The 13035-nt window shown below is 59.2% G+C and carries 9 protein-coding genes; 4 read left to right on the top strand and 5 right to left on the bottom strand.

The features are described 5' to 3' along the window. Nucleotides 1–74: 74 nt before the first annotated feature. A complete protein-coding gene (locus KHO53_RS23845) occupies nucleotides 75–1010 on the bottom strand; it encodes a LysR family transcriptional regulator (protein WP_010220063.1) in 936 nt (311 codons plus the stop codon). An 804-nt stretch (nucleotides 1011–1814) separates the two neighbouring features. Between KHO53_RS23845 and KHO53_RS23840 the strand changes: the two genes are divergently transcribed. After that, the gene (locus KHO53_RS23840; protein ID WP_213571038.1) at nucleotides 1815–2336 is read left to right on the top strand and encodes a hypothetical protein; all 522 of its coding nucleotides are present in this window, start codon (nucleotides 1815–1817) and stop codon (nucleotides 2334–2336) included. A gap of 245 nt (nucleotides 2337–2581) precedes the next feature. Here KHO53_RS23840 and KHO53_RS25735 read toward each other — a convergent pair whose 3' ends face one another. Then, complete coding sequence (locus KHO53_RS25735; protein ID WP_249684651.1) at nucleotides 2582–6835, bottom strand: DUF5801 repeats-in-toxin domain-containing protein; 4254 nt, start codon at nucleotides 6833–6835, stop codon at nucleotides 2582–2584. 423 nt (nucleotides 6836–7258) lie between these two features. Between KHO53_RS25735 and KHO53_RS23830 the strand changes: the two genes are divergently transcribed. From KHO53_RS23830 to KHO53_RS23820, 3 genes are read left to right on the top strand one after another with little or no spacing between them, the layout of a single operon-like run. After that, nucleotides 7259–8500 (top strand): type II and III secretion system protein family protein, encoded by a 1242-nt coding sequence (locus KHO53_RS23830; protein WP_100783234.1) that lies wholly within the window; start codon nucleotides 7259–7261, stop codon nucleotides 8498–8500. A 26-nt stretch (nucleotides 8501–8526) separates the two neighbouring features. Next, entirely contained in the window at nucleotides 8527–9264 is a 738-nt protein-coding gene (locus tag KHO53_RS23825; RefSeq protein WP_010227155.1) for a tetratricopeptide repeat protein, read from the top strand. Nucleotides 9265–9266: 2 nt separating this feature from the next. Further along, nucleotides 9267–9527 (top strand): DUF3613 domain-containing protein, encoded by a 261-nt coding sequence (locus KHO53_RS23820; protein ID WP_159388659.1) that lies wholly within the window; start codon nucleotides 9267–9269, stop codon nucleotides 9525–9527. A gap of 87 nt (nucleotides 9528–9614) precedes the next feature. On the opposite strand, the gene KHO53_RS23815 is transcribed toward KHO53_RS23820, so the two are convergent. The 3 genes from KHO53_RS23815 to KHO53_RS23805 are packed head-to-tail and all read right to left on the bottom strand — an operon-like array spanning nucleotide 9615 to nucleotide 13033. Next, entirely contained in the window at nucleotides 9615–10583 is a 969-nt protein-coding gene (locus KHO53_RS23815; RefSeq protein WP_010226140.1) for a type II secretion system F family protein, read from the bottom strand. Nucleotides 10584–10610: 27 nt separating this feature from the next. Beyond that, the gene (locus KHO53_RS23810; RefSeq protein ID WP_213571037.1) at nucleotides 10611–11597 is read right to left on the bottom strand and encodes a type II secretion system F family protein; all 987 of its coding nucleotides are present in this window, start codon (nucleotides 11595–11597) and stop codon (nucleotides 10611–10613) included. A gap of 2 nt (nucleotides 11598–11599) precedes the next feature. Continuing rightward, complete coding sequence (locus tag KHO53_RS23805) at nucleotides 11600–13033, bottom strand: TadA family conjugal transfer-associated ATPase (protein WP_010226136.1); 1434 nt, start codon at nucleotides 13031–13033, stop codon at nucleotides 11600–11602. Between the last annotated feature and the right edge of the window lie 2 nt (nucleotides 13034–13035).

The following is a 13035-nucleotide window of genomic DNA, read 5'->3' as shown; positions in this document are numbered from 1 at the left end:
TGGGTGTTTAGTTTTCGTAAAGGCTTTGGCGCGGATACCCCAGTATTGGAAACCGGGAAGAGGGTGCGCCGGGATCATGACGCGACGTCCTCAATCCACGACGCTCCCGGCCATTGTTGATCAACGACCAACTGTCGAGCGACATCGGTGATGACCAGTCGCGCCGCCAGAGCAGCGGGAGACAGCTCATCATCAGGCAGTGTCGCCAGCAGGTTCCGTCGACCTACGTGAGCATCGGAAATTTCCACCACTGAAAGTCCCGACTCACCTTTGAGCGCCGCTGCCGCACCGGGCTGGATGGTGGCAGCATGACCTGCGCGTACGGTGTTCATCAATACGGCAAGGCCATCCACTTCCATGATGATGTTGGGAGCCAATCCCGAACGTTCAAACGCAACCATCAGCGTAGAACGCAAACCGTGTTGCGCACTCGGCATCACCAGTGGAAGTTGCCCCAGATCCGACAGTTGCACGCTGATTCCTTGTGGTGCGTGGGGCAGGTGCGGTGCGCTGATGACAAATAGTTTCTCGTCGAGCAGCGGTGTCACGCTCCAGCGCTTACCACCTTCAAGTTGAGACAGAATGGCCAGGTCGATCTGGCGAGCATTGAGTTGCGTGGCCAAATGCCCGGACAGCATCTCGACCAGGTGCAATTGAATATCCGGGTAGCGCTCTCGCATCGCATTGATCAATGGCAGGGCAAGAACAGTGGCAGTCGTGGGCGCCATTCCGACGGTGACATATCCACTCATTCGCCCACGGTGAGCGGCCATGATCGCATTTTCGGCTTGCCGCAAACATAGCTGGGCATGGTGCAGGAACGCCATACCGGAGCAGGTCGGTGTGACGCCAGTAGTAGTGCGATTAAGGAGGCGGGTTGACAGTTCACTTTCAAGTTTCGCGATCTGTTGGCTAAGGGCTGATACGCCGACGTCCAGTTCAAGAGCTGCGCGTCCCAAGCTGCCGTGTTCGAGGATTTTTACGAAATAGCGCAGTTGTCTCAATTCCAAGCGTTGCTGCTCCACGTCAAATTGTTGTTGGAGTGCCTATCGATCCTCACATCAGTGCCTTACGAGGCTCATGAACATTATTAACATGGCACCTCGTTTAACAAGTGGGCGTTCTCATATGTTCATAAGCCACTCACGGGCCGGAGATTGCGGACTCAAAGTCCTCGAAACGAATGCGGCCGTTCATCGATTGATGTTCATAAACCTAGCTTTATTGGCCTCAGTACAAGGCAAAGAGGTGTCTACGAAACCCAGGGCGATTCACGCGATGGTGCCGATCGTCGAGCAAACCGCAGGCATGACGGCAGAAGACTAAGCTTGGGCAGTCGTCAGCTCGGTTCTGTGAAGCCTCAGTTTCAGTAGTAGACCGAGAGCGATGGTCGAACTAGACGATGAGATTTGAGATGGGATCTCTAGCTGCTGGATTATGGTTTTCAAACCGGGCAATCAGGGACGGCGGGACTGGTGAATCGGAGGAGGTACTGGAGGGATGAAGCGTAACGGGTTGATTCGAGGGGTGTATGGTCAATTCAGGCAAAGTCTGGTTCTCGGTGGCTGGTGACATCATGAACATTTCTAACATAGCACATCATTTAACATAATATACATTATGCGAAGCTTCCTATGCAGACGCGGGAGAGTCTGGAGGCCAAATTTGAAGCCAGGCTCAACCTAGTGCGGCTTGCTGTCAGTGCATCAGGTCTCTGTTCCCTTCGTTGTCTTGCTTGGCCTGCACACCTCCGCGTGCTTGAATGCCGGACGCCACAGGTTGGACTGTCTTTCAACGATTGCCGGGGAAATTGTATGATTTGGACTGTTTTAGCTACCATCGGAGCTGTGATAGCTGCTGTCATTCCGCTTATGGTTTGGTCTCAAAATAAACGTGAGCAGTCTACAGGCTCTCAGCTGTTAGCCCAGATGATGATTACGCCAATTGGAGCCACTCAAGTCGAAATTGCTAAATTCAGGTGTGCCGTAGTACCTCCTAACGGAGATCAATCCTATCTGGTGAGCGTGCTGAATAGCCAAGAAGCACGTAAGGATCTGGCATCCAGAGCCTCACGTATCCCGCTCGATTTGCCACAACAGTTTCTAGACAAAGCCGGCGTTTTTAGTGAGTTGACCAACAACAAAATCGCTTTTGCTTTATCTCAAGTTAGTCTTTTGAAAAGTATGTCCCTGCTGGTGGGTGATCTATCAGATTCCGCTAGCGAGGAAGAAATTAATGAGCATGTGTTGGCAATGCTTACGCAAATCCAGGAGGCCGAGAAAGCTACTGGAGAGGCTTTTCAGGTTCTGCTAAAGGCTGGCAAAGCCTCTGTTTAACACCTATGAACTCAGGTGTGGTGTGGACTAGCCCATTCCACCCATTAATAACAATTGAGTATAACTCAACTAAATAGTCATTTAGTTGAGTTATAAGAGTCAAGCAATACAAGGGGCCGTGGCGGATAGCCACAGGCCCCCTGCTCCTCCTCCGGCCTCCTGCCAACCACAGGCCGGAATTCGGCTATCTGGGCGCTACCGAGGGTGGTTTCCATACCACCCTCGCCTGTCACACGTGCGCTGCCTCAGGCGCCGCCAAACACAATGTCGCTATTGAGCAGATCGACTCCGACCAAGGTGATGGTCGTTGTCTGTCCACCCGTCTCGGCAACCGTCACGATGCTGTCTGCACCGCTGTTGTCGATCGATTGGACAACGGCGGTCTGGTCGCCGTTGAGCACCAGCGTGTCGCGCAGGCTTAGGCTCACATCGAAGCCGGTGACCTGGTACAGGTTCTCGGCGACAGACAGATCGATGTTGAAGGCATCCCGCTCACCGCCCGTGCCGACCAGGATGAAGTCGAACGTTGCGTTGGCCGCCTCGTTGGCGAACAGGTTGGCGTCGAACGCACTGGTCGCTGTGTCCCCGTCCTTGTCCGTCAGCGTCGCGTTGAACGCCAGCTTGATATCGCTGGCCAGGCTCTCGGTCTCCTGAATGAACTGGATCACCGGGATCTTGATCTCGCCCCTGGCCATCGTCAGCTGCACCGCATCGATCAGCGCCGTGCCCTGCTTCTCAATGAGGAAGGATACCTGCCCACCGGCCTCCGGCGTCAGGGTGTTGACCTCGATGAGGTTCGAGAATGTGCCATCCTCGTAGTAGATCCTGTAGTACAGGTCCTCGGTCGCCGTGTTGTATCCCCCCACGGAGTTGTCGATGAACACCTTCATGGCTGTCAGCAGGCTCTCCGGGTTGATGACGAAGCTTTCATCGGCGTTGCTGATGGCTGCCAGGTTGTCCCCTTGGAAGAGGTTATTGGCGACGCCGATGCCGGATGTGCTGACGTTCATGGACGCCGGGTCTATGTACGCTGGCAAGGGGTTGGTCTGCAGCGCAGCTTCAGTGGGGTCGGGTTCTCCGAGCCCGATGCCGGTCAGGATGTCCGCCGTAGACGCAAGCGCCTTGGCGGAAAAGAACACAATCTCCTCGGAGGGCGAAGGGATAGCCGGGTCATCCGGCTCTGGAATCAACAAGGTGCGCACCGGGTCCGGGCCGCCGGCAGCGAGTGCGCCGTCGGCACTGCTGAGCACGATCGTCGAAGCAAAGCCTTGCACCAGATCCAATGCATAGCTGCCATTGGCAAAGGCGGTCAGCGTGTAGTCGACGGTGGTGTTCGCCGTTGCGGCGTTGTTGTCGAAGTCACCGGTCAAGGTCCCGGCGAACTGGTACGCACCATTGAGGTCCGGCGAGGGCACCAGCTCGGTGAGCGTGCCGGTCCCGGTCGTGGTCGTGTTGTCGGGCCTGACGAGGGTGAACTGGCCATTGACCAACGAGATGTTCAGGCCCGTCGCCCCCAGCCCATCGGCGCCGGCCGACTTGCTCCAGAAACCGTATTGCGCAAGGACGCTACCGGTCCCGATCAGGTTGCCGAATGCGAGTGCCGGGCCGTCGTCCTTGATCACCAGGTTCTGCCCGATGTTGAGGGTGGCCTGGGCGCTGTCGCCGTCCTTGTCGGTCTTGGTCGCCGTCAGGGTCACCAGGTTGTCCGAGGCCAGGCTGGTGGAGTCATCCGGATTGGTCGCGTCGGGATGGATCACGGCGCGGAGCTGGTCGAGGGTGACGTCACCGTTGGCGGCAACGCTGACGGTGAGCACCAGTTGATTGGTCGTCGCCGTGCGGCCTTCCACCACGCCGCCGTTGAGCGACAGGTTGACCGCCTCACCGGTGGCGGAATCGGTCAGCCCGGAGGCCCCCGCTACCACGCCCAGCGCATAGGTCAGGGTGCCAGCGCCATCGGCGCCGAACGCCGAGGTGAAGTTGGCGGCGAAGTTCTGCGTGGCGTTGGTCGCCAGCACCGTTTCGTCCACTGTCAGTGTCGGCTCCGTACCGGTGGTGTTGATGCTTGGCCCATCATCCTTGAACACCAGGTTCTGCCCGATGTTCAGAGTGGCCTGGGCGCTGTCACCGTCCCTGTCGGCTTTGGTTGCCGTCAGGGTCACCAGGTTGTCCGAGGTCAAACTGGTGGAATCATCCGGATTGGTGGTGTCGGAATGGACTACGGCGCGAAGCTGGTCGAGGGTGACGTCACCGTTGGCAGCAACGCTGACGGTGAACACCAGTTGATTGGTCGTCGCCGTGCGGCCTTCCACCACGCCACCGTTGAGCGACAGGTTGACCGCCTCACCGCTGGCCGTGTCGGTCAGTCCGGAGGCCCCGGCCACCACGCCCAGCGCATAGGTCAGCGTGCCGGCGCCATCGGCGCCAAATGTCGAGCTGAAGTTGGCAGCAAAGTTCTGCGTGGCGTTGGTTGCCAGTACGGTTTCATCGACTGTCAGTATCGGCTCAGTGCCAGTGGTGTTGATGCTTGGCCCGTCATCCTTGAACACCAGGTTTTGCCCGATGTTGAGGGTGGCCTGGACGCTGTCGCCATCTCCGTCGGTTTTGGTTGCCGTCAGGGTGACCAGGTTGTCCGAGGTCAGGCTGGTGGAGTCATCCGGATTGGTGGTGTCGGAATGCACTACGGCGCGAAGCTGGTCGAGGGTGACGTCACCGTTGGCAGCAACGCTGACGGTGAACACCAGTTGATTGGTCGTCGCCGTACGGCCTTCGACTACTGTGCCGTTGAGCGACAGGTTGACCGCCTCACCGGTAGCCGTGTCGGTCAGCCCCGAGGCCCCGGCTACCACACCCAGCGCATAGGTCAGGGTGCCGGCGCCATCGGCGCCAAACGCCGAGGTGAAGTTGGCGGCAAAGCTTTGCGTGGCGTCGGTTGCCAGCACGGTTTCATCGACGGTCAGCGTTGGCTCGGTGCCAGTGGTGCTAATGCTCGGGCCGTCGTCCTCGAAGATCATCTTCGAGCCGATTTCGGCGGTCGTAGTCGAGGCTTGGAGCAGCTTGAAGCCACCGATATCGAAATCGGCGTGGTTATTGCCCTTGGCGTCGACGGCCGCGCCGTTCTCGATGAGCACGCGGTTGTGGTCTGCCGTTGTGGTGTATTCAATCCTGTAGCCGGCTTTAACGCCGGTGATGGTCGCAACCCCGGAAGCAAAGCTGATGACAATGGCCGGATCATTCGCCGAGCCGTCCGAGTTCTCGATCACCAGCCCGGTGCTGATGTTGATGACGCGAACATTGCCGATTGCAACCGACGCATCACCCACATAGCCGTTGATGAAATTCGCGCCAGGTTCAGCAGCGGTGCTGAATGCGCTGATTTTTACCACCGCGCTCTTGCCGCTTTGCAACTGCACGACGTCGAACGTGGCCGACCTCGTATTGAAGACATTGGTGAAGTCGATGTTGGCTTCAACATCTGCTTCGTTCTGATCCAGGTTGGGAATGGTCACATTCTGCCTGGCACCGGTGACGAACGAAAAGCGGATGCCCTCCTGTTCAACAATCATCTGGTTGTTAGTGCCGAAGGTGGTCGGGCCACCTGCCTGGCTGGTATTGATCGTATCGCCCGTCGTTATATTGGCGCCGCTCGATTGGTCGGCGGGGTTCTTGCCGGTGGCGATAATGGTCGGGTCAGTGATCCGCAAGACCCCACCGTCGTCAACCACGGTCGGGTTCGCCGTCGTGAACATCAGGAACAGGTTCTGCCCGGAAGGCGCATTGGCCAGGCTGAATACCAGGTCCTGGCTGGTGCCGATGAACACCTTGTTCAGCAGGTTGAGGGCATCGTCCGGGTTACTGGCGTCCGGATGCTTGAGTGGCTGGTATTCCACGGTCCAGATCTTGCCGCCGGTGACCGGCGATCCGCTTTCTTGAATGTAGGCCGCGAACACGATCGCGCCGGCTGGCCCCCCGGCTCGTCCCAACAGGATGTTGTTGTTGGTATCGGTATAGAGAAGGATATCGGTGCCATTGAGGGTATCGAGTCCGCTGTCCAGGCCATTGAGCGGTGCGCCCAGGCTGTCGGTGAAGCTGACATCGGTAACGCTGGCTCCGGGTGCCGCGGTGATGGTGAACGCATCGCTGCCGGTGTTACCCACCGCACCCGTATAGCCACTCAGGGCTGCACCTGTTGCGGTACCGGCCCCCAGCGCTGTCAAGCGGGTAGCGAAGGCCGAGGGCAGCGCCGAGATCAGAATGTCATTGTCGTCAGCGTCTCCCGCAGGGCTTGCGGTGGCCGTGCTGTTCTGCAATCCGGCGGTTTCGTCCAACGAAACGTTCACCCCCGTCGCCGCGACACTCAGGGTGCTGGCCACGGTGATGGCAGTGCTGGCGGGGGCGGCGTCTGTCGGGTTGGTGGAGGCGATCGTGATGGGAAACAGGCCGGCATCAGCGTCATCGGTAAGGTCGCTCGTCGGCGATGTGGTTTTTTTGCGGATTGTCATAGCGTTCTCCCGAGCAAGCCCAGCCACAGAGGCCGGAGCGTGGACCTTTACTGCTAGATGCCATCACTGTGAACACGCGTCGGGAATTGCGCATCGGCCGATACTCCCAGGCCGGATGGGAGTTTCAGCCTACCTGGGAGGGCAAACGAGATGATCTGGGAGCGCGCTACCGATCTGATTGGTGAATTCGGCGTCCCTCTCCCCACGAGGTTGATCGTTTGCGGGTTTCAGGGGCTGTCGAGGGTAGTCCGACTGGGAATCGTTTTTTTACAATTCATAGCATTTTGACCTTTCTGCGCTAACGTCAATTAACAACGACAGTTATTCAAACCAGAAGAGCAATCCCCTCTCGGGATCGCCAGACGAACAATAGGTGTGAGCAATCTGTAACAAGCAGACCTAAACCAGACAAGGAAGCAGTGAATGAACAATGATTACGTGAAAGTACTCAAGCGAGCTGCGTGGACTTTGGTTTTCACTGGATTACCTGCCAGCATGGCCCTGGCAGCCCCCGGCAACTGTTCAACATTGGCCCCCCTACCCGCCGTCCTCGAAGTCGGTGAAGGCATGCAAACGGTGATGGGCTCGGAGGTGGCCATCACTCGATTGGCTGTCGGCGATCCGAAAATCGCCGACGTGCACCTCAATAACAATAGGGACTTCCTGGTGACCGGCATTGCCCCCGGCGCTACCAGCCTGATGGTCTGGACCGCATGTTCCAGCTCACCTCGCCAGAGCATGGTGTTTGTCCAGGGCAAAGGCGCCGGTTCGCTGGTGAGCACGGTGATGCCGCCCTCGGAAGACCCACTGCTGCCCAGCCAGGTACAGACCGACATCCGCTTTGTCGAAGTCAGCCGTACCAAGTTGAAAGAGGCCAGCACGTCGATCTTCGGCAAAGGCGGCAGTTTTCTGTTTGGCTCCCCCGGCACCGTCCCCCTGGTCACCGTGTCGCCCGGCCAGCTTGGCAACACGGCAGCCCGTATCCCGCTGGATAATGGCAGTTTCAATATCGGCTTCGGTGGCGGCAACGTGCTGGGCTTGATCAACGCGCTCGAAGGCAGTGGCTTTGCCTACACCCTGGCGCGTCCGAGCCTGGTGGCGTTGAGTGGTCAGAGTGCGAGCTTCCTGGCCGGCGGCGAGGTGCCTATCCCGGTGCCCAGTAGTGGTAGCGACACGGTCACCATTGAGTACAAAGAGTTCGGGATTCGCCTGACCCTGACGCCAACCATCATTGGCCGCGATCGAATCGCCTTGAAGGTGGCACCGGAAGTCAGTGAACTCGACTATGAAAATGGCGTGAGGATCCAGGACTTTGTCGTTCCCGGGTTGCGGGTGCGCCGCACTGACACCAGTATTTCCCTGGCTGACGGCGAGAGCTTCGTGATCAGCGGCTTGATCAGTTCGACCAATACCTCATCGGTGAGCAAGTTCCCTGGCCTGGGCGACGTTCCGATTCTTGGGGCGTTCTTTCGCGACTCCACCATCAGCCGCGAGGAAAAGGAGCTGCTGATGATCGTGACCCCGCGCCTGGTACAACCGTTGGCGGCGAATGCCCGACTGCCTTCGTTGCCGGGCGAAAAACTGCGTAATTACGACCCGAACTGGTTCCGTATGTATTTCCTCGAAGACGGTAACTTCGACAAGCTCAGCGGCTTGTCGAAATGAGCACCAGGACATTGCAGGAGCACAGCATGAAGACAATGATTGCGGCGTTGGGACTGGTGATGCTCAGCGGCTGCGCCACCGATGGAGGCGCACGATGGTCGGGCATGGGCTCGGCCTCGTGCGCCAAGCCTAGCCCGGATCAGGAGCTGTCGCTGAGCATGGCGGATGACATGATCAGTGACGGCAAGTTGCATGCAGGCTTGGCCAATTTGCAGAACCTGCCGCCTGATCTTGCGGCCGTGCGCCTGCGCAAGGCCAAGATCTACCGCATGCTTGGGCAAAACGAGGCCGAGCCGCTGTATCGCAGTTTGCTGGGGACTTGCCTTGCCGCCGAGGGGGAACACGGCCTGGGCCAATTGGCCGCCGCGCACACCGATACCGAGCAGGCGCTAAAGCATTTGCAGCGGGCCGCGCAACTGTCCCCCACTGACGAGAAGATTCGCAACGACCTGGGCGTGGTCTACCTCAAGCAATTCAAGCTCAAAGAGGCACGTTTCGAGTTCATCACCGCCATGGAATTGAAGCAGTCCGATCAGTTGGCGGCCGTCAACCTGGTGACCTTGTTGATTTATCAAGGTAACTGGAAGCAAGCCTCGGAGCTGGTCAGTCGTATGGGCTTGAGCCCCGAACAAGTCAGCGAAGCCCAGGTACGCGCCGAAAAACTCAAAAGCTCGGCCAAGGCTGTAGCAGTGCCCAGTGATCGGGTAGCAACAGCGCTTGATCCGTCGCCGTCCGGTGTCAATCCGCCAACAACGCAGAGGTAGTGATGAAACAGAACATACTCAGCTACCTGGGACTGTTGCTTGTTCCGCTCGCAGCCCAGGCCATCGAACCCGGTCCTTCATCGAAATATCAGCAGGAAACCGAACAGTGGTTACTGCTGCAGTCTCGCGGTCAGGCCGTTTCGCCTATCCCGCAAACAGCGGCGGCCAGCGAACGCGACCTGAGCCTGCAACGCTGGCTGGAGAGTTACAAACATCCCATCCCCCCGTTCTACAAGGAATACTCCGGCGGACAGAGGAAGTAACCCTTAATAGTAATGGGGCCTCTGCCTCCAGCGGGTAAACCCGCTGGAGGCAGAGGCCCCATGTCGTTGAAGCTTGCCCGCCTCTGCTTACAACTTCCCGAAGACCTTGAACACGCCAATGATTGCTGGGCCGATCGCCACCAGGAAAAAGCTCGGCCACAGGCAGAAAATCAGCGGGAACATCAGTTTTGTGCCGATCTTAGCCGCTTTCTCTTCCGCCAACTGGGTACGCCGGTCGCGAAACTCTTCAGCGTAGATACGCAAGGTAGCCCCGACACTGGTACCAAAGCGGATGCTCTGCGCGAGCAAGCTGACCAGCCCGCGAATGTCTTCCAGGCCAGTCCGTTCGGCCAGGCGCTTGAGCGCTTCGGTACTGGGGATCCCGGCGCGGACTTCGGAGTTGACCAGCGCCAGTTCCACGGCCAGATCGGGTTGGCTGACCGCCATTTCCTCGGATACCCGCTCGATCGCCTGGGGCAAGGCCAGGCCCGACTCCACACACACCACCATCAGGTCCAGGGCATCCGGGAAGGCGACAAGCAAGCGGGTCATCCGTGCCTGTTTGCGCGCGTTGACGTAAATGGACGGTGCCAACCACCCCACCCCCAGCGCCACTAGCAGCACGACCATACCGACGAGCAGCGACAGTTTTGGAATCAGCGGCAATGCCAGCACCGCAAGGCCCACCATGGCCAATGGCGACAACAGGCGAATGGCCCAGTACATCTGCACCGCTGCGTGCGAGCGATAGCCGGCATGGGTCAGCAGCGTTCGGGTCGCCGAGGGCTGGCCCTGCTCTACCGAGGAAAAGCGCTGGCCGACTTGCTCCAGCAACAGTTGCAGGTTGCTGGGCGTGCTTTGCCCGTAACTCTCCCCGCCATGACCGCGTTTAATCAGCAAAAGACGCCGCTGTACCGGGTCTTGCAACCCCTGCACCAGCAGCACCAGCGTTGCCACCGCGAGCACTACGCTCAGGCCGATGGCCCCCGCGAACAACAGGCGTGCCAGTTGCTCGTCGCCCACCACACTGTTGATCAAGCTCAGCAGATAGTTCATGACCCCCTCCTCGACACCTGGCGATGTTCAAACCTGGATGCGGATGATTTTGCGGATCCAGAAAATCCCGGTCAGCATCGCCACAAATGCCCCGATCACCATTTTCTGGCCCAGGGGCTCGTTGAGCAGCATCGGCAGGTAGGTCGGGCTCGACAGCACAATCGCCGCGGACAATACAAAAGGCACGGAGACCAGTATCCAGCCCGACATGCGCCCTTCGGCCGACAATGTCTTGATCTTGCGTTGAAAGCGAAAGCGCCCACGAATCAGGCTGCTCAACCGTTCCAGCACCTCCGTCAGGTTGCCGCCGGTTTCGCGGTGGATCAGCACCGTTGTCACCAGCATCATCACGGTCATGCTCGGCATGCGCTCAAGCAGACCCAGCATGGCCCGACGCACATCGTTGCCGTAGTTGATATCGGCGAACGTCAGGCCGAACTCATGGGCGACCGGCCCCTTATGCTCCTCGGCCACCAACTGCAGGGTTTCGTTGAACGGATGACCGGCACGCAACGCCCGGCACATCGCATCCAGGGCATCGGGCAGGCCTTCCTCGAACTGGGCGAAGCGTTTGCCACGGTCGCGGGATATCTTCAGCACCGGCAGCCAGAATGCCAGCATGGCCGCAGGGACAGCCACCCACCAGAGTTGGCTGAACAGCCAAACCACGAGCCCGGTTGCCACCGCCAGGACCAGCCCAAGCAACAGTACCCGGTAGGCGCGGTAGTCATGCCCGGCCTGTTCAATCATCTGTGCCAGCGACTCCATCGCCGGCAACTGCTCCAGACGGGCTTCCAGCGGTGACAAACGGCGCAGGTATTTCTGGCGCAGCACCGACTGCATGTTCGCCTGGTTACTGGCGGTCTCCAGCAGATTCAGGCGGCTACGGATACGCTTGCGCACCTTGCTGGCCTCGCCAAACACCGGAACCGCCAAGCCCTGGCTGAGCAGAAACATGGCCGTGAACACCATGCCGAGGAACGCCAGAATAAACTCGCCGGGGATTTGGTTCATGTTTATCCCTCCATCCAGTCAGGCCGAAACAGGCTGAGCGGCAGTTCGATACCGCGCCTGGCGAGCACATCGCGAAACGCCGGCACCATGCCGGTGGGGCGAAATTCGCCGAGGACTTCACCGTGCTCACCGATACCGTTGCGCACGAAGGCGAAAATCTCGGTCATGGTGATGATCTCGCCCTCCATGCCGTTGATCTCCTGGACGCTGACCAGGCGCCGTGTGCCATCCTCCTGACGCTCCAGCTGGATGACGACGCTGAGGGCCGAGGCTATCTGCTGACGCATGGCCTTGATCGGAAAGGTCGCGCCGGTCATCGAGACCATGTTCTCGATCCGCCCCAGAGCGTCGCGCGCGGTGTTGGCATGGATGGTGGTGAGCGAACCGTCGTGTCCGGTGTTCATCGCCGTCAACATATCCAGCGCTTCGGCGCCACGCACCTCGCCGATCACGATGCGGTCAGGGCGCATACGCAGGCTGTTACGCACCAGTTCGCGCTGGCTCACCTCGCCCCTGCCCTCGATATTCGCCGGACGGGTTTCAAGGCGTACCACATGGGGCTGTTGCAACTGCAACTCGGCCGAGTCTTCGATGGTAACGATCCGCTCGTTGTGCGGGATGAAGCTGGACAGCACGTTGAGCATGGTGGTCTTGCCACTGCCGGTACCGCCCGAGATCAGCACATTCATGCGGCCACGAACGATTGCCTTGAGCATCAGGGCAATGGAGGGCGTCAGGGTGCCCATCTTCACCAGGCTCTCCGTGTTGAGCAGGTCCACGGCAAAGCGCCGGATCGACATGCTCGGCCCGTCGATGGCGAGCGGCGGGATGATGGCATTGACCCGGGAACCGTCCTTGAGCCGGGCGTCCACCAGCGGTGACGACTCATCAATGCGCCGGCCCAGGCTGGAGACGATACGGTCAATGATGTTCAGCAGGTGGTGATTGTCGCGAAAATGCACATCGGTTCTCTGCAACTTGCCAAACCGCTCGACATACACCGAGTCAAACCCGTTGACCAGGATGTCGGACACGCTGTGGTCGGCCAACAGCGGTTCCAGGGGGCCAAGGCCAAGCACTTCGTCCGTGATCTGCTTGATGATCATTTGACGGCTGCTGGCACTGACCGGCGCCGAGTGCTCGTCGAGCAGGCGCTGACAGATCTCGCGGATCTGCCGCGTCGCTTCGGCAGGCTCCAGGGAATCGAGCAATGACAGGTCCATGACCTTGAGCAGCAATTGGTAGATCTTCTCCCGCCAGTCGGTCTCCACCTGATTGAGTTTGGTCCGGGTTTCGTAGAGCACGTCCGGTATGGCGGCCTCCCAGGCCATGAGTACACTGACGCAGTTTTCACTGTCGGCCTGTACATTCTGCTCGTCTGCCGGAGCATTTTTGCCGGCATGCTGACGCAGGCGATTACGAAAGTCGCTGAGCATGG

Origin of the sequence: Pseudomonas sp. RC2C2, assembly GCF_018390435.1 — a bacterium.
Taxonomy (GTDB): Bacteria; Pseudomonadota; Gammaproteobacteria; order Pseudomonadales; family Pseudomonadaceae; genus Aquipseudomonas; species Aquipseudomonas donghuensis.
This window is presented reverse-complemented; position numbering and strand designations above follow the sequence as displayed.

Excerpts from the sequence above, each read along its gene's own strand:
- KHO53_RS23840 (WP_213571038.1), top strand. The coding sequence starts at position 1,815 with ATGATTTGGACTGTTTTAGCTACCATCGGAGCTGTGATAGCTGCTGTC.
- KHO53_RS25735 (WP_249684651.1), bottom strand. The coding sequence starts at position 6,835 with ATGACAATCCGCAAAAAAACCACATCGCCGACGAGCGACCTTACCGAT.
- KHO53_RS23830 (WP_100783234.1), top strand. The coding sequence starts at position 7,259 with ATGAACAATGATTACGTGAAAGTACTCAAGCGAGCTGCGTGGACTTTG.
- KHO53_RS23825 (WP_010227155.1), top strand. The coding sequence starts at position 8,527 with ATGAAGACAATGATTGCGGCGTTGGGACTGGTGATGCTCAGCGGCTGC.
- KHO53_RS23820 (WP_159388659.1), top strand. The coding sequence starts at position 9,267 with ATGAAACAGAACATACTCAGCTACCTGGGACTGTTGCTTGTTCCGCTC.
- KHO53_RS23815 (WP_010226140.1), bottom strand. The coding sequence starts at position 10,583 with ATGAACTATCTGCTGAGCTTGATCAACAGTGTGGTGGGCGACGAGCAA.
- KHO53_RS23810 (WP_213571037.1), bottom strand. The coding sequence starts at position 11,597 with ATGAACCAAATCCCCGGCGAGTTTATTCTGGCGTTCCTCGGCATGGTG.
- KHO53_RS23805 (WP_010226136.1), bottom strand. The coding sequence starts at position 13,033 with ATGCTCAGCGACTTTCGTAATCGCCTGCGTCAGCATGCCGGCAAAAAT.